Genomic DNA, 23,788 nt, shown 5'->3' on the forward strand with positions numbered 1-23,788 from the left:
ACGCCCCGCAGACCCCTCGGCCCGATCGGGGGGTGGAAATGGTGTTCTACTCCCTGACAGAGTTCCAACGGCCGCCACCGTCGGCGGTCGTTGAGGGGAAACACATGAAGAAGATTCTCGCCTTGTCGGCGACGGTTGCCCTGGCAGCCGGACTGAGCCTGATCGCTGTGGTACCAGCGCAGGCAGCAACGGGGGATGTCATCGTGCCGGCGTCCGGAACGGTGACGGGGTACGTGGGGGCCCATTGCGATGGCACGCCGCACTCGGGCATCGACATCGCCGCTTCGGGTGGTTCGTCGATCGTCGCGGGCGCGGCCGGTACGGTCCGCACGGTCATCAACAGCTCGGCGACGACCGGCTACGGAACCTACGTGGTGATCGACCACGGCGCGGGCTACCAGACGCTCTACGGACACATGATCAACGGCAGCCCGCTCGTCTCGGTCGGGGAGACCGTCACGAAGGGCGAGCGGATCGGTTCGGTGGGGACCACTGGCAACTCGACCGGCAACCACCTGCACTTCGAGGTGAAGCGTGACGGAACGAGTCAGACCGGACTGAACGACTACTTCACCTGCGGTCGCTCCGTCAGCCAGGGCACACCGATCCCGTGGTCGTTCCCGAACTTCCCGGGCACGATCGTCCAGTCGCACGTCGCTGTCCGAGCCAACACCGGCACGCTGTGGACGTGGACCGGCGAGGCGGGCAGTGAAGGCTTCGCCGCGAACTCAGGGCGAGCCGTGCAGGAGGGCACGTCGCCCGCCATCGCCTCGACCGGCACCGATTCCGCTGCCGCGTTCGCGGCGCCGGACGGCTCGCTGGTGACGTGGCGAGGCAAGGCCGGGCAGACGGGGACCGCGGGTTCGGCGAACGTCGGCATGAAGCTCGGCACGAGCCCGGCGATCGCTTCACTCGGTGGGGGCCAGTACGCGGTCGCGTTCCAGGCCAACACCGGCGAGCTCTGGACCTGGACGGGGACGCCCGGGTCGGCCGGGACGGCGATGTCCACCGGCTACGGCATGAAGGCCGGCACGAACCCGTCGATCACGACCGTCGGCAGCGGCGTCTCCGTGGCGTTCCAGGCGAACAGCGGCAAGCTGCTGACCTGGTACGGCACCGCAGCCCAGAAGGGCACCGCGGCCGACACCGGTCTCGGCATGAAGGACGGCACGAGCCCCTCGGTCACGCGCGTCAACGGCTCGACCATCGCGGTCGCGGCGCAGGCGAACACCGGCAAGCTCTGGGTGTGGAGCGGGACGCCGCGCACTGCGGGTCTCGCGAAGGAGACCGCGCTGGGCATGAAGGCGGGCACGAACCCGTCCATCACCCTCGTCGGTTCCCAGCTCGCCGTTGCGGCGCAGGCGAACACCGGCGACCTGTGGACCTGGCGCGGTGCGCCCGGTGACGCCGGCTTCGCACACACCGCGGGCGTCGGCATGAAGGTCGGCACCAGCCCGGCCGTCGACACCGTCGGCGGTGACGTCGCCGTCGCCGTGCAGGCCAACACCGGCTCACTGTGGACGTGGGTCGGAACCGCGGGCACCGACGGCTTCGCCCACACGGGCGATGTCGGGATGACCGCGAGCCCGAGCATCGGCTGATCCCTCTGCCCGGCCGTGCCCGCCGATCACCACGATCGGCGGGCACGGTCATGTCGCACCACCCAGACCCGCGCCTCCAGCTCGTCACGGGGTGCCGTCCCCGGCACGTGTTGCGCCATGCTGGCACCGTGCGTTTCGACGATCTCCTCACCCGCTCCGACGGTCCCGCGATCGCCGAGGAGCTCGCCGCCCTCCGCCGACCGGCCCGGTACGTCCTCGAGGGCATCCACCAGGAGCCCAGGCAGAAGTCCTGGCAGTTCCGCGTCGACATCGACGAGCCCGCGCAGACCTGGACGCTCGTCCGACAGCGTGCCAAGCCGGTCTCCTACCGCGACGGCGTGCTGCACGAGCCCGACGACGGCCCGATCGACGTGTCGTTCGCCCGGGGCATGGTCTCGTCCCCCGTCGTCCGGATGGCAGCGCCCGATCTGATGCTCCGGTGGGGTCGCGCCACGGACGACGTCCACCCGATCTTGATCCAGCACATCGGCGAGCACTCGATCCTGCTGACGTTCGAGCACCATGAGGACCCGGCGTCCCGCTCGACGCTGGTGATCGACGAGCGCGACGGCATCGCTCGCCGTTCGTACGAGCACGGCGAGGCCACGATCATCACGAGCGTGCGGACCGCCGAGCCGGACGAGGTCCTGCCCCGCGCCCGCTTCGTGCCGCCGACGGACTGGATCCGGCCGCAGTACTGAGACGTTGACGGTTCCGGTTCACGATCCCCGACGATCGCGAACCAGAACCGTCACGGCCGGAAACCGAACCACCTTCCCCGCCGGCACCATCCCCCGATCGGACGATGCCGACACCACCGCCCCGGTCGATCCCCCACGGCGCCCCGGCGGCGAAGCTGGGCCCATGCCCGAGTCCCCCGCCATCGAGGTCCAGCACCTCGGCAAGCAGTACGCCACCGGCAAACGTGCCGTGGACGACGTCTCCTTCACGATCGAACACGGCGAGACCTTCGCGCTCCTCGGCCCCAACGGTGCCGGCAAGTCCACGACGGTCGAGATCCTCGAGGGGTACCGCTCCCGCACCGCCGGCGAGGTCCGCGTCCTCGGTCACGACCCGGCACGGACGAGCCGCAGCCACAACGCACGCATCGGTATCGTCCTGCAGACCAGCGCGGAGTCCCCGAACGTCACCGTCGCTGAGCAGCTGAACCACTTCGCGACGCTCTACCCGAAGCACCGCAGCGTCGAGGAGCTCCTCACCGCGACGGGGCTCGAGACGCAGCGCAACACCCGCATCAGCCGACTGTCGGGTGGCCAGCGCCGCCGCGTCGACGTCGCCCTCGGCATCATCGGCCGCCCGGAGGTCCTGTTCCTCGACGAACCGACCACGGGCTTCGACCCCGAGGCCCGTCGGCAGTTCTGGGATCTCCTGCGCCGGGTGCAGCACGAGGGCACGACGATCCTGCTCACCACGCACTACCTCGACGAAGCCGCCCAGCTCGCCGACCGGGCCGCGGTCATCGCCGACGGGAAGCTCCTCGACCTCGCACCCATCGACGAGATCGGCGGTGCCGAGGCCCGCACGCCCCGGGTCCGCTGGCGTGACGACGACGGCGGACACCACAACGAGCGCACGACCGACCCGACGGCGCTGATCCGCAGCAGCACCTCGCCCATGCACGACCTCGAAGTCATCCGTCCGTCCCTCGAGGACGTCTACCTCGACATGGTGGGACAGAAGTGAAGACAGCGACCAGCCGCATCTCGTACGAGATCCGCACCTACTTCCGCGCTCCCGACGCGGTCTTCTTCACGTTCCTGTTCCCGATCATCATGCTGGCGCTGTTCTCGGTGGCGTTCTCCGGCGCCGCTGACATCCAGGCCGGCCCCGACGTCAGCGTCGACTACGCCACCTACTACCTGCCCGGCCTGGTGGCGACGGGCATCCTGCTCTCCGGCACGCAGTCGCTCGGCGTCGACATCGCCACCGAGCGCAGCGACGGCACGTTGAAGCGCCTCGGCGGCACACCGCTGCCCGTCCTGTCGTACTTCGTCGGCAAGATCGGCATGGTCCTCGTCACCACGCTCGTGCAGACGGCCCTGCTGCTGGCGATCGCGAGCCTGGTGTTCGGCGTCGACCTGCCGACCGACGCGAGCAACTGGGGTGTCTTCGCCGGGGTGATGGTCCTCGGCATCGCCACCAGCTGCGTCCTCGGCATCGCGGTCTCGGCGCTCCCCCGCGAGGGCCGGCGCGCCACCGCCACCATCGTCCCGATCGTCCTGGTGCTGCAGTTCATCTCCGGCGTCTACCTGCCCTTCACGCAGCTCCCCACCTGGTTGCAGGACGTCGCGTCCGTCTTCCCCCTGCGCTGGATGGCGTCCGGCATGCGGTCCGTCTTCCTGCCCGGTGCGTTCGAGTCGGGTGAGCCTGGAGGCGCGTGGCACCTCGCCCTCGGAGCCCTCGTGTTGGCAGCGTGGCTGGTCCTGGGCACGGTGGCCTGCCTGCTGACGTTCCGGTGGAACCGCAAGGACGCCTGATGGCGCCCCGCTGGTGGGATGCTGGGCACATGAGCGGTGAGACGTGGATGCGCAACCGGTGGTTGCACGTCTTCTTCGCGGCCACGATGCTCCTCACCGCCGTGATCACCGTGTTCGGGTGGTCCCCGTGGTCGATCCGCTGGCCCGCCTACACCGCGGTCGTGGTGCTCGTCGTCGCCTACGCCGTGTTCGGCCACCGCGGCTACGACAGCCGCCGTGCCGCCGCGGCCTTCCTGCCGCTGGTCCTCGTCGCCGCCCTGGTGCTGCCCGCCGTCGTGCCGAGCACCGCGTTCGTGCAGTGCATCGCGTTCCCGCTCGTCTGGGTGCAGTCCGAACGGGTCCGCACCGCCGTCCTGCTCTCGGTCGCGGTCGGCGTCGCGAGCGGCATCGGCCTGCAGGTCTCCGGCGGCCAGGACGCCCTCGTCAGCACCGTGCTCATCGAGGGCATCAGCGTGATCGGTGCCTGCGCGATGGGCGTGTGGATCTCGAGCGTCGCCGGCCTGTCCGAGGAGCGCCGCCAGCTCCTCGACGAACTCCGCGCCACCCAGCAGTCCCTCGCCGATGCCCACCGCAGCGCGGGCGTCGCGAGCGAACGGGAGCGCCTGGCCCGCGAGATCCACGACACCGTCGCGCAGAACCTCGCCGGCATCGTCATGCTCACCGAACGTGCCCGCAAGGACCTGGCGAACGACCGCGGTGCCGCACTCGACGAACGGCTGGCGGTCCTCGAGGAGTCGGCACGAGCGGCGCTCGAGGACTCCCGCGCCCTCATCGCCGCCGGGGTCGCCGGTGCCACGAGCGGCAGCCTGGCCGGGGCCCTGCACCGTCTGGCGGAGCGCTACACCCGCGAGACCGGCACGCCCGTCGCCGTCGACGCGACCGACGGCCCGCTCGACCGCGATGCCCAGGTCGTGCTGCTCCGGGTCGTCCAAGAGTCCCTCGCGAACATCCGTGCGCACGCCGATGCCGGCTCCGTCCGCATCGTCCTGCAGCACGCGCCCGGACAGGTCGGCGTCCGTGTGACCGACGACGGCGTCGGGTTCGACACCGGCGTCCCGACAGCCGGGCACGGTCTCCGGGGCCTCCACGAACGGTTGTCGCTCTCCGGCGGTGCCTGCACGATCACGAGCTGCCCTGGCGGAGGCACCGTCGTCGACGCGAGCCTGCCCACCGGACCCGAGCCGGGCCTCCAGGCCGTCGGTCGTCAGCCCGTGGCGGAGGTGACCCGGTGATCCGCGTCGTGGTCGCCGACGACCACCCGATCGTCCGGTCGGGCATCGTGGCCCTGCTGCAGGACGCCGACGACGTCGAGGTCGTCGGCCAGGCCAGCGACGGCCGAGCCGCGGTGACGGTGGCGCTGGCCGAACGCCCCGACGTCGTGCTCATGGACCTCCGGATGCCCGTGCTCGACGGCGATGCGGCGACGGCGGAGATCCTCGCCGCCGACCCCGGCGTCCGCGTCCTGATCCTGACCACGTACGAGTCCGACGACCAGATCCTCGCGGCCATCGAGGCCGGCGCCACCGGCTACCTGCTCAAGGCCGCCCCGGAGTCCGAGATCCTCGCCGGCGTCCGGGCGACCGCACGGGGTGAGACGGCACTCGCGCCCTCGGCGGCCGCAGCGCTCGTCCGCCGAGCGACGGGCTCGCTCCCCGCCGCCGCCGGCCCGACCCTGACCCCGCGTGAGCTCGACGTCCTGCGCCTCGTCGCCCAGGGCAACAGCAACCCGGCGATCGGCCGCGCGCTGTTCCTCAGCGAGGCCACGGTGAAGACGCACCTCGGCCACGTCTTCGAGAAGCTCGGCGTGAACGACCGCACCCGTGCGGTGACCCGGGCGATGGAGCTCCAGCTCCTCCCCTGATCAGCGCTGCTGCCGGGCGCCGTCGGTGAGACCAACGAACGCGTTCACTCCCTCGACAGCACCCCGAACGACCACCGCGGTGCGCTCCGGACGCAGGGTGATCGTTCCGTCACCGCTCTCCCTCGTCAGCGCACCGACACCCAGTACGAACAGCCCGTGGACTCCCTTCCCGGCCTGGTGGCTCCAGCCGTTCACGGACCGCCACCGAGGTTCCGCCCAGGCACGCCGGAACCACACGACGTCGCTCGGGCAGGGGCCGGATCGGTCCTCGTACTGCGCCGTCGTGATCGTGACCGGCTCACCGGAGCCGACCGATTCGACGGGGTCGACATCGAGCCACCGGAGCAGGTGTGCCACGAGGGATCCTGGACGAACGACACCGAGCGACTCCGAACCGTCCTCGTGGCCGGCACGCACGACGCACTTCTGGCCCTGCATCCAGCACGCCCAGCGCAGTGGCGGAGCGTCGCTCGCGGGGTCACTCGACTCGACGACGAGGAGCGCATCGTGATCGACCACCGGGCCGACGAGTTCGTGGCCCTTGTCGGTGAGGCCACCGAAACGCCCGACGAACCCGAGCTCTCGCGCGGCGACCCCGGTCCCCGAGCGTCGCGCCGCTGCCGGCACCATGCCGCGCTCCCGGAATCGCACCAGCTGGTCGAGCACTCCGACGGGAGTGCGCCACGGAAGGGTCGCACCCGGGCCGGCGGCTGCGGCGAGCGCGCGGTTCCCGGTCGACGGCTCGTCGAGGGGACGGCGCCACCGCGAGTCGAGCAGCCCGTCGACGACCGCGGCGGCTCCAGGCCAGTCACGGGCCGAGCACTCGACCGCGACCCGGACCCGGACATCGCGGAGGATCCGGAGCTCACGGATGACGACGTCGTCCGGTTCGGGCAGGGCGACGAGGACCCGGGCGTCCGTGGATTCGAGGACGAGGGCGTCCGGTCGGTCCCGGAGTCGCCGGACGACCTCCGCCGTCGGATCACCGGAGAAGGACCGCACGTCGATGGACACCGCGTGGTCGTCGCGCTCAAGTCGGATGCCCGGTTCGACCGGACGGGCCGTCCACCCTTCCGGCACCTCGAACACGAGACCGTCGACGATGGCCAGTGCATCCCAGCGGACGTCAGGCCAGGGGTCCCACGGCACGTGCCGGGTCATCGGCGAGCCGCCCGTCGCGACCACCGCGGTGTCGCCCACCGAGCCCCGCCGAACAGCAACCACATCCCGAGCACGCCGCACAGCACGAACGCCACCATCAGGACGAGGGCGAGCACCACAGGCCCGTTGAAGCAGAACGCCGCGACGCCCTCGCAGGCGAGCGCCAGCCCGAGCCAGAACAAGCCGAAGGGCATCGCCGGCGTGCTGCGTCGCATCCACGACCGCCAGAGTCCGGCGTACGCCAATCCGCCGAGGACGACGAACACCCCGCCGATCGCGATCAGCCAGATCGGTGCACTCACGCTCGACTCCCCCGGTTCTCCGCAACTCCCCTGCTCTGATCCTACGGCGCTGTGCACGAGCGGGGATCCCGTCCTGCAGCGCTCCTGACGGTTCTGGTTCACGATCCCCGAGGATCCCGAACCGGAACCGTCACCGCGCGGACACGAAGCCGCGTCCCCCCGCCGTGGACGCGACCACCGACGAAACGGGCGGCACGGTGCCTGCCCGCACCGTGCCTCCCGTCCGCTCCGGCGCGCGCCCTGCCATCGCGACGCGCGCCCGCTCAGGCCTCCGCGTCCGCCTCCTGCGACCGGACGCGGAGCACCCGCGCTGTGGGGGTCGATCCGCCGTTCGCGACCTCGAGCGAGCCCGAAGCGGCGTCCCACGCCACGGACCACGACCCGAGTGCCGTCGGGAACAGCGGCTCGACGACCACCGTCTGCCCGGCGAACGCCGGCAGCGGCAACGACACCGACGCCGACGCACCGGGCAGCGACCACACCGACAGGTACAGGTCGCCCGAGGCGGTGTGCAGGCCGAGTGCGACCCACGGGTCCTCCCAGGCGGGCAGCCCGAGGGGCCAGACCGGGACGGACGCCTCGACGACGTCGAGGACCTGCCGGTGTGCCGCGATGGCGTCACCGACCACCGCACGCTGCGACGACGTCATCTCGTTGAGGTACCCGGACAGGTACATCCGCCCGAGCACCCCGTTCACGAGCGACAGCGTGAACAGCTCCGGGTCCATCGTCGGCGCCGGGTACGCCCAGTTCCCCGCCTGCTCGGGCAGCATCGCGGCGGGAGCGGCGGCGGCGATCGTGGCGGACAACACCGGGTCCTGCTGGTCCGACGTCGACTGCATGTGCAGGCGGGACAACACGGCCCAGTCGGCGCGCATCGCTCCCGAGGCGCAGTTCTCGATGAGCAGTGCCGGGTACCGCTCCTGCACCGCGTCGAGCCAGTCGAGCAGCGCCCGCTGGTGGTCGAGCATCCCGGCGAACGGCCCCGTCATGGTGTTGTTGTCCATCTTGAAGAACGTCACCCCGAGCTCCCCGACGAGCCGGTCGACCACCGCGTCGAGGTGCGCGCGGGCCTCCGGCGAGCGCAGGTCGAGCAGGTGCCGCCCGTGCTCCGCGACCCGGACCCCGTGGTGCTCGACGAACGCGGACGACGGCAGGGTCGAAGCCAGCGGCGAGTGGATGCCGATGACCTCGGGCTCGAGCCAGAGGCCGGCCTGCATGCCGCGCGCACGGATGTGGTCGATGACGGCCCCGAGCCCCGATGGGAACCGCGACGCCGCTTCCTCCCACGCTCCGACGGTGTCCCACCAGTGCCCCTCGGCGTACCAGCCGGCGTCGATGCAGAACAGGTCCGCTCCGGCGTCGGCTGCCGCGTCGATGAGCGGCAGGAGCTTCTCGGTGGTCGGGTCGCCCATGAGCGTGTTCATGTAGTCGTTGAACACCAGGGGCAGGGCACGGTCGGCCTCCCGCACGTGCCGGAACGCCCGACGCTGCCGGGTGAGCACCCCGAAGGCGTCGTCGATCGACCCGGCGATCCCGACGGACACCGGCACCGAGGTGAACGGCTGCTCGGGCGTGACGACGGTGGTCCACTGGTGTTCCTGGTCGGTGGGGCCGCTCACCAGCAGGTACGCGTGCCGCCGGGTCTCCCCGAGCTCGTACAGCCACGGCCCGTTGTGCTCGACCTGCCAGACGAGCGCGTACGGAAGCGACACAGCGTCCTCCGCCCGCAGCACCCCGATCGGCAGCGCCTCGCCCGTCGACCACGAACCGCGGTTCTGCACGACGGCGCGGCTGCGGGGCGGGTGGTGCTGGGCCTCCCGGTCGATCGCCGCGAGCCCGATCGACCGCAGCGGATCGGTCCGCCAACGGCTCTCCGCTGCCCAGTCGTTGTCGGCGTGCACGAGGGCGAGCTCGTCGACGGTGGCACCCGAGTCGGCCAGGAACACCCCGGTCGCGAACGACGACACGGAGTCGACGACGTGCTCACCGTGCTCGGCCGACACCTCGGTCCACGTCTGGAACGCGGGCACGCCGGCGCGCGCCCGGAACACCGACTCGGCCTGGAGGCCCGTGGCCGCGTCCGCCTGCACGATCCGGAACCACAGGTCGGTCCCGTCGTCGTGCACGTGGTGCGACACGGGGCGCAGTCGCGCCCCGATCGTGGAGTCCACGTGCCGGAACCCGCCCGGGAACCGCCCGTGCCCGATCGTCGTCAGCTCGACGAGCGGCTGCGGGTCGTCCGGCCCGTCGGCGAGCGCTCCGCCAGCCGACGCTCCGCCGGTCGGCACGAACGACACGAGCGCCGCGGGCTGGTCCGCACCGACCCGGAACCGTGCCGCGAACCCGTCGGTGACCCAGTCGACGAACGTCGGCCCGTTGCTCATCACGCCCCGACCGGTGCGGGCTCGCTCGACACCCAGTCCCCGACCGTGTGGTCGTAGCAGGTGGTGTTGTCGATCTTCGTCCGGTCGAGCGGCGGCCCCGCGGTGATCCGGCGCTCGGTGCGCTCCGGGTCGGGGGCGGCCTCGGCGAGCAGCCGGGTGTAGTCGTGGTGCGGGTCGAGGATGACGGCGTCCGACGGACCCCGCTCGACGACCCGGCCGCGGTAGAGCACGAGGATCTCGTCGGAGAAGTGCCGCGCGGTCGCCAGGTCGTGCGTGATGTAGAGCACGGCGAGTTCGTCCTCGCGCTGCAGCCGGCCGAGCAGGTTGAGCACGCTCAGGCGGATCGAGACGTCGAGCATCGACACGGGTTCGTCGGCGATGAGCACCTGGGCGCCCGGGGCGAGTGCGCGGGCGATGGCGACGCGCTGCCGCTGCCCGCCGGAGAGCTCGTGCGGCCGCCGCGACGCGAAGTCCTCGTCGAGGTTCACCCGGCCGAGCAGTTCCCGCACCTTGTCGGCGGTCTCGTCGGCGCCGCGGGCCCGGTGGTGCAGCTGCAGCGGCCGGGCGATGTGGTGCTCGATCGAGTGAAACGGGTTGAGCGAGGCGAACGGGTCCTGGAACACCATCTGCACGTGCCGCCGGTACATGCTGCCCTCGACGGGGGTGCCGTCCTCGAGCCGCACGTCGATCGAGCCGCGCGTCCTGGTCTCGAGCTTGGCGAGCATCCGCGCGATGGTGGACTTGCCCGAGCCGGACTCCCCCACCAGCGCGACGGTCCGGCCGGGCAGCAGGTCGAACGACACGTCGTCGACGGCCCGCAGCGTGGTGCGCTTCAGGCCCTTGCGGGTGTGGAAGTCCTTGCCGAGGTGGCTGACGGTCACACTGGTCATCGGTCCGTCTCCTGTGCTGCCTGGACCACGACGGCCCGGGTGTCGGTCTCGGGTTCGGCGCCGTCCTCGACCCCGGTGCGGATGAACGCGCCGCGGGCTCCGGACAGGCTCGGGAACGACTGCAGCAGCTTCCGCGTGTACGGGTGCTGCGGGTCGTGCTGGATCACGCTGGCACGGTCGCACTCGACGACCTCGCCGCGGAGCATGATCGCGATCCGGTCGCTGATCTCGAGCAGCAGCGGCAGGTCGTGGGTGATGAACACGACGGCGAACCCGAGCTCGTCGCGCAGTCGGACGATCTCGCGCAGGATCTCCCGCTGCACCACGACGTCGAGCGCGGTGGTCGGCTCGTCCATGATCATGATCTGCGGTTCGAGCAGCATCGCCATCGCGATCATCACGCGCTGCCGCATGCCGCCCGACAGTTCGTGCGGGTACGCGGTGATGCGGGACGGGTCGACGCCGACGCGGCGCAGGGCGTCCTCGGCGATCGCCCGACGTTCCTTGCGGGGCAGGCCCTTCCGGTGTTCGACCAGGGCGTCGTCGAGCTGGGCGCGGATCGTGGTGACCGGGTTGAGCGCGTTCATCGCCCCCTGGAACACCATCGACAGCTTCGACCACCGCACCGCCCGGAGCTGCTCGTGCGGCAGGCCGAGCAGGTCGACGTCGGTGCCGTCGCGGTCGTGGAACGTGATGCTGCCCGACGTGACCTTCGCCGGCGGCCGGTGCAGCCGGGTGATGGCGTACGCCAGGGTCGTCTTGCCGCAGCCCGACTCCCCCGCGAGCCCGAGGATCTCGCCGGGCGCCAGGGTGAGCGAGACGTCCTTGACGGCGTGCACGGGGTGCTCGGTCTCGTAGACGACGTCGAGGTGGTCGATGGTCAGCACGGCCGGTCGGCGGCCGTCGCCCGTGGCGTCGGAGGTGACCGGTCGTGCGGTGTCGGTGGCGCTCATCGGGCGACCCCCTTCGTGTCGTGACCGGCGGTGGCGACGCGGGCCGGGCCTCCCGAGCGGGCCGCACGCTTCGCACGACGGTCGCGCCGTCGCTGCGCACGCACGTTCGCGAGTCGCGGGTTGATGACCTCGTCGATCGAGAAGTTCACCAGGGACAGGCCCATGCCGAGCAGGGCGATGAGCAGGCCCGGCGGCACGAACCACCACCAGGCTCCGTTCGCCAGCGCGAAGCCGTTCTGGGCGTAGAAGAGCATCGTGCCGAGCGTCGACGAGTTCGACGCCCCGAGCCCGAGGAACGACAGCCCCGCCTCCCCGAGGATCGCAGCGATCACCGCGAACACGAACTGCGACGCGAGCACCGGCAGCAGGTTCGGCAGGATCTCGACGGCGATGACCCGCCAGGGCCGTTCGCCGGCGACCCGGGCGGCGGACACGTAGTCGCGGTTGCGGATCGACATCGTCTGCGCCCGCAGCACCCGGGCGGACCCGGCCCACGACGTGATCGCCAGGACGACCGCGATGGTCCACAGCCCGCGGGCCTCACGCGGCACCAGGCCGGAGATGACGATGACGAGCGGCAGGCCGGGGATGACGAGGAACACGTTCGAGAACAGCGAGAACGCCTCGTCCATGATCCCGCCCAGGTAGGCGCCGAGGATGCCGAAGAACGCGGACAGCACCGTGGCGAGGACGCCGACGATGAGCCCGATCTGCAGGCTGCCCCGGGTGGCGAAGGCGAGCTGCGCCAGGACGTCCTGACCGGTCTGGGTGGTGCCGAGGACGTTCGAGCCGCTCGGTCCCTGCAGCCCGGTGTCGCGGATGGTGGTCGGGTCGCCGACGAGCAGCGGTCCGATCACCCCGAACAGCGTGACGCCGGCGACGAGCGCGATGCCCGTGACGAGCCACGGGGTGAGGGTGGGCAAGAACCTGCGGATGCCGCCCTTCGACGCGCGCCGGGTGGCGATCGACGTGGTGCTGTCGGCCTCCTCGGTCAGCGCGCCGATGGTGGGCTCGGTCTCCTGCTGGATGTTGGTCATGGTCGTCTCCTCCCCTAGCTCCGGGCCCGCGTGCGCGGGTCGATCAGTCCGTACAGCAGGTCGACGACGAGGTTCGCGCCGAGGACCGCCAGGGTGATGAACAGGAAGATGCCCTGCATGAGCGCGTAGTCGTTGTTCGTCACGGCGGACAGCAGCTTCGACCCGATGCCCGGGTACGAGAACACCTGCTCGGTGACGACGGAGCCGGACACGATGAACCCGAGGGAGATCGCGAACCCGGCGACGGACGGCAGCACGGCGTTCCGGGCGGCGTAGTTCCGCAGGATCTTGCCGTCGGACAGGCCCTTCGCCTGCGCGGTGGTGATGTAGTCCTCGGACAGCGTCGACACCATCATGTTGCGCATGCCGAGCAGCCAGCCGCCGAGCGATGCGAGCACGATCGTCACCGCCGGCAGCACCCCGTACTGCACCGCCGAGACGATGAAGTCCCAGTTGAACCCGGGCGTCAGGATGACGTCGTAGCCGCCCTGCGCCGGGAACAGGTGGAGCCCGGTGGCGAAGAAGTACACCAGGATCAGCGCGAGCCAGAAGTACGGCACCGCGGCGAGCAGGGTGGTGGCCGGCACGAACGAGTCGAGCCAGGTGCCGGGCCGCCACCCGACGAAGGCCCCGAGGCCGACGCCGATGATCGCGGCCACGATGGTGGCGATCCCGACCAGGGCGATGGTCCACGGCAGCGAACTGCCGATCACCTCGGTGACGGGTGCCGGGAAGTAACTGACGGACACGCCGAGGTCACCGCGGAACACGTTGACCAGGTAGTGGCCGTACTGGGAGATGAGCGGCTCCGAGGAATCGCCACCGAGGAGCAGCTCGTACGCCTCCCGGGTCGCCGGGGTCACCTGGCCGCCGCGCTGCTGGAGCTTGGCGAGCAGGATGTCCACCGGGTTGCCGGGCAGGAGCCTGGGGATGATGAAGTTCAGCGTCAGGGCCGCCCACAGTGCGACGACGTAGAACCCGATCTTGCGCAGGAAGTAGGTCATCGTCGAGTGCCCCTCGGTCGCGATCCCATCGGTGTCAGCCCTTCGCCGGCTTGAGCGCCTTGAAGATTTCGGCGTTGTCCGGGCTCGCCCAGACCGCCGGGAACGCGTACAGGTCGTCCTTCGTCGGCCAGCCGGTGAACTTCGCCGCGTGGAACTCGCTCGTCGTGCCGCCCGTCATCACGGGGATGTAGGGCAGGTCCTCGACGATGTGCTCCTGGATCGTGTCGAGCTCGGGCTGGGTCGCCGCGGTGTCCTCGGGGTTGATCGTGGCGAGCTTCGCGATGGCCTCGTCGACGTCGGGGTTGCTGTACCGCGAGATGTTCATCGGGGCCGCTTCACCGACCTTCGCGGTGTTGGCCGTCGTGAAGTAGTTGTTGTACAGGTAGTACGGGTTCGCCGTCGGGCCCTGGCCGAGCGAGTCGATCGCGAGCTCGAAGTTGCCCTTGGTCTTCTTGTCGGTCCACTCGTTCCACGACGACTGCTGCGCCTTGAGCTCGATGCCCGCGGCCTTGAGCTGCTGCGTCATCGTGTCGATCGCGGTGATGTAGTCCGTCCACCCGGTGACGACCTCGACCGTCAGGGACAGCTTCTTGCCGTCCTTGGCGTAGATGCCGTCGGAGCCCTTCTCCCACCCGGCGTCCTCGAGGGTCGCGGCGGCCGCGTCGGTGTCGGCGGTCTCCGGCATCACGGCCGGCTCGATGTCCTTCGAGATGGTGTCCTTCTGCGTCGTGGTGAGCGCGAAGGTCGGCGAGATCTCGCTCGCGGTGTTCTCGAACGCCAGCGAGTTGAGCTGCTTCCGGTTGATGGCGTCGGCGATCGCGTGGCGGACGGCCGGGTCGGTCTGCGGGCCGGCGCAGCCCAGGTCGGTGTTCGCGCAGGTCAGCAGGGCCATCTGGTTCTGGCCGACGGTGATGCCGTCGTAGCCGTTGTAGTTGGCGGGGATGTCGTCCATGTTCGGCACCGGGCCGGTCTGCCAGTCGATCGACCCCTGCTTCAGTGCGTCGGCGCCGGCGGTGTTGCCGGAGAGCGACAGGTAGCGGATGGTCTTCACGGCCGGGGCGCCGTCCCAGTACTTCTTGTTCGCCTCGAGGGTGAATGCCTGCGCCTTGAAGGTGCCGAGCGTGTACGGGCCGGTGCCGACGGGCTCACGCACGACGTCGGTGGTCGGGTCGATGTCCTTCCACAGGTGCTCGGGCACGATCCAGGTCTTGCCGAGCAGGTTCGGGCCGAGCACGAACGACGGCTTGTCGAACGAGACGACCACCTTGTCGTCGCCGTCGGCCTTCGCGGTGCCGTCGTAGCCGATCGAGTTCAGGGCCTTCTGCTTCTTGAGCATGTCGAGCGTGAACACGACGTCCTTCGAGGTGAAGGGCTCGCCGTCGCTCCAGGTGGCCCCGTCGCGCAGCGTGATGGTGAGCTGCGTGCCGTCGTCGTTCCACTCGTAGGACTTGCCGAGCAGCGGCTTCGGGTCCTTCGTGTTGACGTTGGTGATGAAGAAGAGCGACTCGTAGATCGTGCCGACGCCGCCGATGTTGGACGGCGACCACGGGTTGAAGTTGATCTGGTAGTCGCCGGACTGGCCGGTGTACGCCACCAGGGTCGAGGCAGCGGCGTCGTTCGTGCTGGCGGTGCCGCTGGAGCTGCAGCCGCTGAGCGCGAGGCCGGCTGCGAGGAGAACGGCGCCGCCGATGGCGAGCCGTGAACGGGTTGGGTTGAACATCGTTGTCCTCTCGGTCTGCGTCGTCGCAGGGTCCACGTTGTGAGCGTGATTGTTACACGCGTAAACTAAGGCGGTCAAGGGGTCGGGTCACGGCCCCGTAACGATGAGGAGACGCAATGGAGCGGACCACCCTGGACGGCACGTGGACCCTCGAGGCGGTGACCGGGCCCGAGCAGTCGGCGGAGCACCGCGAACCGGTCGAGGCGCAGGTGCCCGGCTGCGTGCACACCGACCTGCTGCGGGCCGGCCGGATCCCCGACCCGTTCGACGGCGACGGCGAGGCCGCCACCCAGTGGATCGGCGACACCGTCTGGCGCTACCGCCGCACGTTCGAGTGGACCGCGCCGGACGAGACCCGCCACGACCTCGTCGCCGAGGGCCTCGACACCCTCGCCACGATCGAGCTCAACGGCATCGTCGTCGCGACCACCGCCAACCAGCACCGCTCGTACCGGTTCCCCGTCGGGCACCTGCTCCGACCGGGCACGAACGAGCTCGTCGTCACGTTCGACGCGCCCGTCCCCGCAGCCGAGCGTCTGTCCGCACTGCACGGCGGCGAGCTACCCCACGTCAACCACCACCCCTACAACGCGCTGCGCAAGAACGCGTCGAACTTCGGGTGGGACTGGGGCGTCGACGTCGCCACGAGCGGCATCTGGAAGTCGATCGGCATCGAGTCCTGGAGCGGCGTCCGCATCGCGGCCGTCCGCCCGCTCGTCGACCTCGACGGCACCACCGGGGTGCTGACGGCCCACGTCGACGTCGAGCACGCCGGCTCCACCGGCTCCTTCTCGCAGGCGATCGGCAGCGCGCCCGTCGCGTCCGCGGACGGTTCCGCGGGCAACGGCCTGGAGGCCCGGATCACCCTGGCCCCGCACCCCGCGTCCGCAGGGCACCCGGGTTCCGACACCGCCGGCCGGGTGGTCGGCGCGCGCCCCGTCGTCGACGGCGCGGCGACCGTCCGCCTCGAGGTCCCCGACGTCGCCGTCTGGTGGCCCCGCGGCGAGGGCGACCAGCCGCTGTACGACGTCCGGGTCGAGGTCGGCGACGACGTGTGGACCGGCCGCGTGGGCTTCCGCACGGTCACGCTCGACACCGCTGCCGACGCCGGCGGCGCGCCGTTCCTGCTCCGCGTCAACGGCCGTCCGGTCATGGTGCGCGGGGCGAACTGGATCCCCGACCACGCCTACCTGACCGAGATGACGCCCGAGCGCTACGCGGACCGGATCCAGGACGCGATCGACGCGAACATGAACCTGCTCCGCATCTGGGGCGGCGGCATCTACGAGTCCGACGACCTGTACGACCGGTGCGACGAGCTCGGCGTCCTGGTGTGGCAGGACTTCCTGTTCGCCTGTGCCGCCTACGCCGAGGAGCCCTGGCTCGCCGACGAGGTCGAGCCCGAGGCCCGCGAGGCCGTCACCCGCCTCAGCCCGCACCCGTCGCTCGTGGTGTGGAACGGCAACAACGAGAACCTCGTCGCCTACGCCGAGTGGGGCTGGCGGCCGTCGCTCGTCGGCCGGACCTGGGGCAACGGCTACTACCGTTCCCTGCTCCCGTCGATGGTCGCCGAGCTGGACCCGACCCGGCCGTACACGCCGGGCAGCCCGTTCTCGTTCGACGAGTACCTGACGCCGAACGACCAGCGGAACGGCAGCGTGCACATCTGGGACGTCTGGAACCGGCTCGACTACCGCGCCTACGCCGACTGGGAGCCGCGGTTCGTCGCCGAGTTCGGGTTCCAGGGGCCGCCGGCGTGGTCGACCCTGACCGCGGTGGTGCACGACGAGCCCCTCGACCCGGACGGCCACGAGATGCTCGTGCACCAGAAGGCCGACCAGGGCAACCGGAAGCTCGCCGACGGCATGCGCGGGCACCTGCCCGAGCCGAAGACCATCGAGGACTGGCACTTCGCCGCGCAGCTCAACCAGGCGCACGCGATCCGCTTCGGCATGGAGTGGTTCCGCTCCCGCACGCCCGACAACACCGGCATGGTCGTCTGGCAGCTGAACGACGACTGGCCCGTGGTGTCCTGGGCCCTCGTCGACCACGCCGGCATCCGGAAGCCCGTCTGGTACGCCGTCCGGCAGGCCTACCAGCCCGTGCTGCTCACCGTGCAGCCGTCGTCCGGTGGCCAGGGTGGGCTCGACGTCGTCCTCGTCAACGCGTCCGGGGCGTCGGTCGCCGACGAGGTCACGGTCTCGCGCGTCGCCTTCGACGGCACCGTGCTCGAGTCGTCGTCGTTCACGCTCGCGGCCAACCCCGCCGATGCCGCCCGGGTGCAGCTGCCGTCGTCGCTCGCGGTACCGGGCGACCCCGGTTCCGAGGTCCTCGTCGTCACGGGAGCCGGCACCCGCACGGTGCACGACTTCGCCGAGGTCGTCGACCAGACGCTCGAGCCCTCGCCCCTGTCGACGGTCGTGTCGGCGACGGACGACGGCGCGACGGTCACCGTGACGGCGACAGCGTACGCGCGGGACGTCTCGCTGTTCCCCGATCGCGTGGATGCGGCCGCCCGCGTCGACGACGGGTTGGTGTCCCTGCTCCCCGGCGAGTCGGTGACCTTCACGGTGACGGGTGCGCCGGGCATCGCTGCACAGGAGCTCGTCCACCCGCTCGTCCTCCGCCACGCGGGTTCGCTCCTGCCCTGACCGGGGCGTCGCGCTGACGGTTCCGGTTCACGATCCCCCGGGTTCGCGAACCGGAACCGTCGGTCGAACGTGCTCAGTCGAGCGCGCGGAGCTCCAGCACGATCGCGCTCGCGGGGGCGAGCAGCGGGAGCCGTGCGCCGACGTCCTCGAACACCGCGCCGGTCAGTTCCAGGTGCCCGCGCACGAGCCACTCCGGCGGCACCATGTCGAGCCCGTGCGGCACGGCGAGCCCGGCCACCGGGGCGAGCCGGTAGCGCCGCGACCGGTCGAGTCCGCGCACCCGGAGCGGCACCGGCAACGACCTCGGCCCCGTCTCCGTCCGCGCCACCCGCACCAGCGCCCGCGAACGGTCGGTGGCCACGACCGATGTCGCCACCGTCCCCGGGTCCCCGAGGTCCAGGTGCCGCAGCCGGCCGGAGTGCAGCAGCCCGCGCTCCCGTCGGTACAGCGCCGTCCAGGCCCGGAGCCGGTCGAGCTCCTCGGGTGACAGCTTCGTGATGTCGGTCTCGATGCCGGCCGAGCCGAACAGCGACACCGCCATCCGGAAGTCCAGGTCGAGGTGCCGGCCCGTGGTGTGCGAGACCTCCGGCCCGACGTGCGAGCCGATCAGCTCGAGTGGCAGCAGCGCCTCGGTCCAGCGCTGGATCGGCAGTCGCTCGAAGGCGTCGTTCGAATCCGACGGCCACACCCGGTCGGTCCGCTCGAGCACGCCGAGGTCGATCCGGGCACCGCCGCTCGCGCACGCCTCGATCTCGAGCCACGGGTGCCGCGCACGCAGCTCGTCCATCAAGGCGTACACGCCGCGGGTGTGCGCGTCGATGCCGGCGCGACCCGCGTGCACCGCGTGCACGATGTCCCGGTTCTGGTCCCACTTCACGAAGTCGACGTGGTGCGCACCGATCACGCGGGACATGCTCTCGAGCACGTGGTGCCGGGCCAGCGGGTTCGCCATGTCGAGCACGTACTGGTTCCGCCAGGTGCGGACGTCGTCCTCGGGGCGCTGCAGCATCCACTCGGGGTGTGCCTTCGCGAGCTCGGAGACCGGGCTGACCATCTCGGGCTCGAACCACAGGCCGAACTCCATGCCGAGCGCACGCACCCGGTCGACGAGCGGCGCCAGCCCGTCCGGCCACACCGTCGGGTCGACGCGCCAGTCCCCGAGCGAGGTCGAGTCCGACCGCCGGCCGAGGAACCACCCGTCGTCGAGCACGAACCGCTCGACCCCGATGTCCGCCGCCGTCTCCGCCAGTGCCACCAGGGGCTCGAGCTCCTGCCGGTAGTAGACGGCCTCCCACGTGTTCAGCACCACGGGCCGGGGTCGTCGCGGGTGCCCAGGGCGACTGCGCAACGAGTCGTGCAGGCGGTCGGACAGCCCGTCGATCCCGGTGTCGCTCCACACGAACACGGCGTCGGGGGCGGTGAACGACTCCCCCTCGCCGAGCACGACCTCGCCGGCGCGCAGCAGTTCGCCGGCACCGAGCAATGGTCGCGCCTCGGCGAGCTGGTCGTACCGGTACACGGAGTCGGCGCTCCAGGCCAGGTGCACCGCCCACAGCTCGCCCTCGGCATCCGAGAACCCGGGCGTCCCGAGCACGAGCAACGTCGGCGAGTCGTGTCCGGTCCGCCCGCGACGGCTCTCGCGCGCGTGACTCCCGGCGGTCGCGGCCCGGCGCTGCGGGGTGCGCTCACGGGTCCACCGTCCGCCCAGGTCGAGCACCTCGGTGATCCGCTCCCCCACCGGCAGCGTCGCCTCGAGCGCCTGCACGTGCACGGTTTCGGCGTGCGTGTTCGTCACCGTGTGCCGCACCCGCAGCACCCCGGCGGTGTCGAGCGCGAACTCGCTCCGGAGCGCCACCGAGTCCGACTCCGCAGTCACGACGATCCGCTGTTCGTCCGCGACGGAGACGACAGCCGTGGCGACGTCACGCCACCGCGGCACGAGCGGCATCCCGTCCACGTGCCCGGCGATCCCCGGTCGACCCTCCCACCCGTCGCGCTCGGTCGGCAGCACCGTGAGGGGCCACCGCGCGTCGAGCGCACTCGGTCCGAGCGGCCGGCCGAGTGCGAGCAGCAGGTCGGCCGTGTCGTCCGGCGCGACGGGCCCGACGTCCCGACCCCAGTGCAGCACCTCGGGCAGCCCGTCCGCCGCGGAGGCCAGCACCAGCGACACCCCGGCTGATCGCAGCACGTGCACCCGTCGATCGCCTGCACCGACGGCTGTCGACTCGCGCTCCACGACGGTCACGAGACCCGCTCCTCGCGCAGCACGCGGACGCGTCCGGCCGGCACGACGGTATCCGGCCCGTGGCCGGACCCGTCGAGCAGGTCCGTCCCGGACGCGGCGACCGTGACGTCGTCAGCACGGTGGTTGACGAGGAACAGGAAGGCGGAACCGTCGTCGCCGACGCGACGCACCGCCTCCAGGCCGGGAGGCCCGGTGACCGTCCGCAGGATCCCCCGCTCCGCGATCACCCCGTCCACGAGCCGTTGGATGCTGTCGTCCGCGAGCATCGCGGACACGTACCAGGCGCCGCCGCCGACGGCGCGGCGCGTGACGGCGGGCCGGCCCGCGAGCGGGCCGTCGGTGTACCGGAGCACGGACTCGGCGTCCTCGAGCACGACCGCTTCGGCCCAGTCGGTGACGACCTCGCCGTCGTCGAGGGTCCAGCGTTCGTCGCGCTGCAGCGGGGTGAACTCCTCGCTCCAGGCGCCGAGCACCTGGCGGAACGCTCCCGGGTAGCCCCCGGTGCGGATGCGCGCGGTCTCGTCGGCGACGCCGGACAGGTACGTGACGATCAGGGTGGCGCCGCGGTCCACCACGGCGGACAACTGCGCGGCGGTCGCGTCGTCGACGATGAGCATCGTCGGCACGACGACCACGTCGTAGCCGTCCAGGTCGGCGTCGGCGGGGACCACGTCCGTCAGCACCTGCCGGTCGTGGAACGCGCGGTGCCAGGCGCGGAGCTCCCGGCCGTAGCGCAGGCCCCGGTGCGGCTTGAGCCCCGACTGCACGGCCCACCCGGAGGCCTCGTCCACGACGATCGCGACCCGGGCCGGCTCGACTCGGGTGCCCTGCACGGGTGCGAGGTCCTGCAGCGCCCGGCCGAGGGCGAGGACCTCGCGCCAGATGCGTGTGCGGGTGCCGGCGTGCGGGAGCATCGCCGAGTGGAACTGCTCCGCGCCCGCGGTGGAGGCCCGCCACTGGAAGAACAGCGCCCCGTCGGACCCGTGCGCGACGTGCGCCAGGGCGTTCCGGACGAGCTCCGCGGGTTCCTTGGCGCGGTTGCGCTGCTGCCAGCTCGGGCCGCCCGTCGAGTGCTCCATGAGCAGCCAGGGACGGCGGTCAGCCGACATCCCGCGCATCCGGTCACCGGCCAGCGCGAGGTCCTGCTCGCGGCGGGCGTCGTCGACGAGCGTGTAGTGGTCGTTCGCGACGATCGCCACGTGCTTCGCCCACCCGGCGTAGTCGACGACCTGCGACCCGGCGCCCACCATGAAGTTCGTCGTGACCGGCACGTCCGAGTGCTGCTCGATGACGGCCTTCTCGGCGTCGTACTGGCGGAGCAGGGCGTCGGACGAGTACCGCTCGAAGTCCAGCGCGAGCCCGGGGTTCGGCGCACCACCCACACCGCGCGGCGGCGAGACCTCGTCGAACGAGGTGTAGGTGTGCCCCCAGAAGGCCGTGCCCCACGCGTCGTTCGCGGCCTCGACGTCGCCGTACTTCGCGACGAGCCAGTGCCGGAAGTCCGCTGCCGACTCCTCGCAGTAGCACCGGCCGTTGCCGCCGCCGAGCTCGTTGCTCACGTGCCAGAGCCGCACCGCCGGGTGTCGGCCGTACCGCTCGGCCAGCGCGTCGACCATGCGGAGCGCGTGTTCCCGGAACAGCTCGGAGGCCGGGCACCACCCGAGTCGCCCACCCGGTCGTTCCCGCCGCTCCGTGGCGTCCACGGGCAGGATCTCCGGGTGTGCGGTCAGCAGCCAGTTCGGTGGTGCAGCGGTCGGCGTCGCGAGGTCCACCGCGATGCCGTGCTCGTGCAGCAGCGCGAGCACGTCGTCGAGCCACTCCCACGTGAAGTCCCCCGGCGACCGCTCGAGCAGCGCCCACGAGAACACCCCGACGGTGACCAGGTTCACCCCGGCCTCGCGCATCAGTCGGACGTCCTCGAGCCAGGTCTCCCGGGGCCACTGCTCGGGGCTGTAGTCGCCGCCGAACGACAGGCCGTCGGTCGGCCAGGGGACGGTGGGGGCAGCGGTCACGGCATCTCCTTCGATGGTGTGGACCGCTCAAGCCTCCCGTCTGCGTCCACGTTTGTCAACGCGTGTAACTAACGCGCCGAAACCTCTGCCTGATCCCTCGGCCGATCACTCCCCCAGCAGGCGACGGATGGCGAGGACCGCCCCGGCGCGTGCCCACTCCGAGAACTCGAACGGCTGTACCTCCACCGTGACCGGCTCGGTGTACGGCGCCAGGGCGGCCCGCATCGACTCGTCGACGGTCGCCCGCGCGAGGTCGTACACGGGCAGCCCGTCGCCCGTCAGCACGATGGCTGCGGGGTCGGCGATGTGCACCGCGGTGGCGAGCAGGACCCCGAGGGCACGACCGGCATCCTCGAACGCAGCGAGGGCTGCCTCGTCGCCGTCCCGGGCGAGCTCGACCACCTGGTCGTAGGTCTTCCCCTCGTGGCCGGCGTTCCGCACGATGACCGGGCTGGGCAGGTAGCTCGAGGCACACCCGGCGTGACCGAGGCCACAGTCCGGGCCTCCCCCGAGGACCGGCAGGTGCCCGATGCGCCCCAGTCGCCCGTGCTCCCCGGTGGAGACCTGCCCGTTCGCGATGAGCCCGAGGCCCAGGCCCTCACCGACCGTCACGAGCACCATCGACCCGCGACCGGCGCCGGCACCGAACCAGTGCTCCTTCGCCGTGAGCGCGTGGACGTCGTTCGCCGTGAACGTGGCGATCCCCGTCCGCTCCTCGAGCATCCGGGCGAACGGCACCTCGTGCCACCCGAGGAACACCGACGCCGCGACGACGGACTCCCCGGCGCGGACCATGACGTCACCGGGCAGCGAGACCCCGATCGCGCAGATGGCTGGATGCGCAGCACGGAGTCGGCCGAGCACCGCCGTGATCTGCTCCGCGAGCGACTCGGCGCCGGTGTCGTCGATGCCTTCTTCGTGCAGGGCGAGGACCCGTCCACCCAGGTCCGTGACCGCGGCGTACAGGCGGTCCTTCGTGAGCTTGATGCCGAGGAACTCCCACTGCCCGCTGCTCACCTGCAGGAGCTCCGACGGCCGGCCGGTGGCGCCGCGCACATCAGTGCCGACCTCGACCACGAGCCGCTGTGACACGAGGATGCGCATCGCCCGCGTGAGGCTCGCCCGTGAGAGCCCGAGTGACCGAGCGATCTCGGCGCGGGAGAGCACCCCGTGGATGAGGATCTCCCGCAGCGCCAGTCGGGAGCCGTCGGGCAGGGCCGGCCAGGCTTCGGTCATCGTTCCTCCGTCGTCGGCTGATCCTACGGCCTGACCGGTCCCCGTCGACAAGGACCCAGAACGGGCCGTGAACGCAGAAAACCCCTGACCACGAATGGTCAGGGGTTCCCTGGTTCTTCTACGTTAAGTCCGGCGGCGTCCTACTCTCCCACAAGGTCCCCCTTGCAGTACCATCGGCGCTGAGAGGCTTAGCTTCCGGGTTCGGAATGTGACCGGGCGTTTCCCTCTCG

At 71.3% G+C, this 23,788-nt stretch carries 18 protein-coding genes and 1 rRNA gene; 7 read left to right on the forward strand and 12 right to left on the reverse strand.

Annotated features, from left to right (window positions below):
• Positions 1-104: 104 nt before the first annotated feature.
• The 6 genes from DEJ00_RS16805 (at position 105) to DEJ00_RS16830 (ending at position 5,960) form a co-directional block, all read left to right on the forward strand.
• On the forward strand, positions 105-1,601 hold the full coding sequence (locus DEJ00_RS16805) for a M23 family metallopeptidase (RefSeq protein WP_181440220.1): 1,497 nt from the start codon (positions 105-107) through the stop codon (positions 1,599-1,601).
• A 128-nt stretch (positions 1,602-1,729) separates the two neighbouring features.
• Positions 1,730-2,302, forward strand: a complete 573-nt coding sequence (locus DEJ00_RS16810) for a hypothetical protein (protein WP_111058147.1) — start codon at positions 1,730-1,732, stop codon at positions 2,300-2,302.
• Between the two features lie 163 nt (positions 2,303-2,465).
• A complete protein-coding gene (locus DEJ00_RS16815) occupies positions 2,466-3,305 on the forward strand; it encodes an ABC transporter ATP-binding protein (RefSeq protein ID WP_181440221.1) in 840 nt (279 codons plus the stop codon).
• Complete coding sequence (locus DEJ00_RS16820; RefSeq protein ID WP_071247167.1) at positions 3,302-4,099, forward strand: ABC transporter permease; 798 nt, start codon at positions 3,302-3,304, stop codon at positions 4,097-4,099. The genes DEJ00_RS16815 and DEJ00_RS16820 overlap by 4 nt, the downstream gene beginning before the upstream one ends.
• Positions 4,100-4,128: 29 nt before the next feature.
• Positions 4,129-5,331: a sensor histidine kinase gene (locus tag DEJ00_RS16825; protein WP_111058148.1), complete on the forward strand. Its 1,203-nt coding sequence runs from the start codon at positions 4,129-4,131 to the stop codon at positions 5,329-5,331.
• Positions 5,328-5,960: a response regulator transcription factor gene (locus DEJ00_RS16830; protein WP_111058149.1), complete on the forward strand. Its 633-nt coding sequence runs from the start codon at positions 5,328-5,330 to the stop codon at positions 5,958-5,960. Before DEJ00_RS16825 ends, DEJ00_RS16830 begins: the two co-directional genes overlap by 4 nt.
• On the opposite strand, the gene DEJ00_RS16835 is transcribed toward DEJ00_RS16830, so the two are convergent.
• From DEJ00_RS16835 to DEJ00_RS16870, 8 genes are all read right to left on the reverse strand, one after another.
• Positions 5,961-7,160: a hypothetical protein gene (locus DEJ00_RS16835; RefSeq protein WP_111058150.1), complete on the reverse strand. Its 1,200-nt coding sequence runs from the start codon at positions 7,158-7,160 to the stop codon at positions 5,961-5,963.
• Positions 7,118-7,423 carry a hypothetical protein gene (locus DEJ00_RS16840; RefSeq protein WP_111058151.1) on the reverse strand — a complete coding sequence of 102 codons (306 nt, stop codon included), beginning with the start codon at positions 7,421-7,423 and terminating at the stop codon, positions 7,118-7,120. The genes DEJ00_RS16835 and DEJ00_RS16840 overlap by 43 nt, the downstream gene beginning before the upstream one ends.
• Before the next feature lie 263 nt (positions 7,424-7,686).
• The gene (locus DEJ00_RS16845) at positions 7,687-9,810 is read right to left on the reverse strand and encodes a glycoside hydrolase family 36 protein (protein WP_111058152.1); all 2,124 of its coding nucleotides are present in this window, start codon (positions 9,808-9,810) and stop codon (positions 7,687-7,689) included.
• On the reverse strand, positions 9,810-10,700 hold the full coding sequence (locus DEJ00_RS16850; protein ID WP_111058153.1) for an ABC transporter ATP-binding protein: 891 nt from the start codon (positions 10,698-10,700) through the stop codon (positions 9,810-9,812). The genes DEJ00_RS16845 and DEJ00_RS16850 overlap by 1 nt, the downstream gene beginning before the upstream one ends.
• Positions 10,697-11,653 (reverse strand): ABC transporter ATP-binding protein, encoded by a 957-nt coding sequence (locus tag DEJ00_RS16855; protein WP_051596654.1) that lies wholly within the window; start codon positions 11,651-11,653, stop codon positions 10,697-10,699. The genes DEJ00_RS16850 and DEJ00_RS16855 overlap by 4 nt, the downstream gene beginning before the upstream one ends.
• Entirely contained in the window at positions 11,650-12,690 is a 1,041-nt protein-coding gene (locus tag DEJ00_RS16860; protein ID WP_111023919.1) for an ABC transporter permease, read from the reverse strand. The genes DEJ00_RS16855 and DEJ00_RS16860 overlap by 4 nt, the downstream gene beginning before the upstream one ends.
• Positions 12,691-12,704: 14 nt before the next feature.
• Positions 12,705-13,694: an ABC transporter permease gene (locus DEJ00_RS16865; RefSeq protein ID WP_071247140.1), complete on the reverse strand. Its 990-nt coding sequence runs from the start codon at positions 13,692-13,694 to the stop codon at positions 12,705-12,707.
• Positions 13,695-13,728: 34 nt separating this feature from the next.
• On the reverse strand, positions 13,729-15,414 hold the full coding sequence (locus DEJ00_RS16870; RefSeq protein WP_111058154.1) for an ABC transporter substrate-binding protein: 1,686 nt from the start codon (positions 15,412-15,414) through the stop codon (positions 13,729-13,731).
• 116 nt (positions 15,415-15,530) lie between these two features.
• On the opposite strand from DEJ00_RS16870, the gene DEJ00_RS16875 reads away from it, so the two are divergent.
• Positions 15,531-18,065 (forward strand): glycoside hydrolase family 2 protein, encoded by a 2,535-nt coding sequence (locus DEJ00_RS16875; protein WP_111058155.1) that lies wholly within the window; start codon positions 15,531-15,533, stop codon positions 18,063-18,065.
• 73 nt (positions 18,066-18,138) lie between these two features.
• Here the strand turns inward: DEJ00_RS16875 and DEJ00_RS16880 are convergent, their stop codons facing one another.
• From DEJ00_RS16880 to rrf, 4 genes are all read right to left on the reverse strand, one after another.
• Positions 18,139-20,310, reverse strand: coding sequence for an alpha-galactosidase (locus DEJ00_RS16880; RefSeq protein ID WP_258373723.1), 2,172 nt, complete (start codon positions 20,308-20,310; stop codon positions 18,139-18,141).
• Complete coding sequence (locus tag DEJ00_RS16885) at positions 20,307-22,322, reverse strand: beta-galactosidase (RefSeq protein ID WP_111058156.1); 2,016 nt, start codon at positions 22,320-22,322, stop codon at positions 20,307-20,309. Before DEJ00_RS16885 ends, DEJ00_RS16880 begins: the two co-directional genes overlap by 4 nt.
• Before the next feature lie 105 nt (positions 22,323-22,427).
• Positions 22,428-23,558, reverse strand: coding sequence for an ROK family transcriptional regulator (locus tag DEJ00_RS16890; protein WP_111058157.1), 1,131 nt, complete (start codon positions 23,556-23,558; stop codon positions 22,428-22,430).
• A gap of 127 nt (positions 23,559-23,685) precedes the next feature.
• Positions 23,686-23,788: ribosomal RNA gene (gene rrf, locus DEJ00_RS16895) — 5S ribosomal RNA — on the reverse strand; the annotation flags it as partial.

Source organism: Curtobacterium sp. MCLR17_039 (genome assembly GCF_003234745.1).
Taxonomy (GTDB): Bacteria; Actinomycetota; Actinomycetes; order Actinomycetales; family Microbacteriaceae; genus Curtobacterium; species Curtobacterium flaccumfaciens.

Excerpts from the sequence above, each read along its gene's own strand:
- DEJ00_RS16805 (WP_181440220.1), top strand. The coding sequence starts at position 105 with ATGAAGAAGATTCTCGCCTTGTCGGCGACGGTTGCCCTGGCAGCCGGA.
- DEJ00_RS16815 (WP_181440221.1), top strand. The coding sequence starts at position 2,466 with ATGCCCGAGTCCCCCGCCATCGAGGTCCAGCACCTCGGCAAGCAGTAC.
- DEJ00_RS16825 (WP_111058148.1), top strand. The coding sequence starts at position 4,129 with ATGAGCGGTGAGACGTGGATGCGCAACCGGTGGTTGCACGTCTTCTTC.
- DEJ00_RS16845 (WP_111058152.1), bottom strand. The coding sequence starts at position 9,810 with ATGAGCAACGGGCCGACGTTCGTCGACTGGGTCACCGACGGGTTCGCG.
- DEJ00_RS16850 (WP_111058153.1), bottom strand. The coding sequence starts at position 10,700 with ATGACCAGTGTGACCGTCAGCCACCTCGGCAAGGACTTCCACACCCGC.
- DEJ00_RS16855 (WP_051596654.1), bottom strand. The coding sequence starts at position 11,653 with ATGAGCGCCACCGACACCGCACGACCGGTCACCTCCGACGCCACGGGC.
- DEJ00_RS16860 (WP_111023919.1), bottom strand. The coding sequence starts at position 12,690 with ATGACCAACATCCAGCAGGAGACCGAGCCCACCATCGGCGCGCTGACC.
- DEJ00_RS16865 (WP_071247140.1), bottom strand. The coding sequence starts at position 13,694 with ATGACCTACTTCCTGCGCAAGATCGGGTTCTACGTCGTCGCACTGTGG.
- DEJ00_RS16870 (WP_111058154.1), bottom strand. The coding sequence starts at position 15,414 with ATGTTCAACCCAACCCGTTCACGGCTCGCCATCGGCGGCGCCGTTCTC.
- DEJ00_RS16875 (WP_111058155.1), top strand. The coding sequence starts at position 15,531 with ATGGAGCGGACCACCCTGGACGGCACGTGGACCCTCGAGGCGGTGACC.
- DEJ00_RS16890 (WP_111058157.1), bottom strand. The coding sequence starts at position 23,558 with ATGACCGAAGCCTGGCCGGCCCTGCCCGACGGCTCCCGACTGGCGCTG.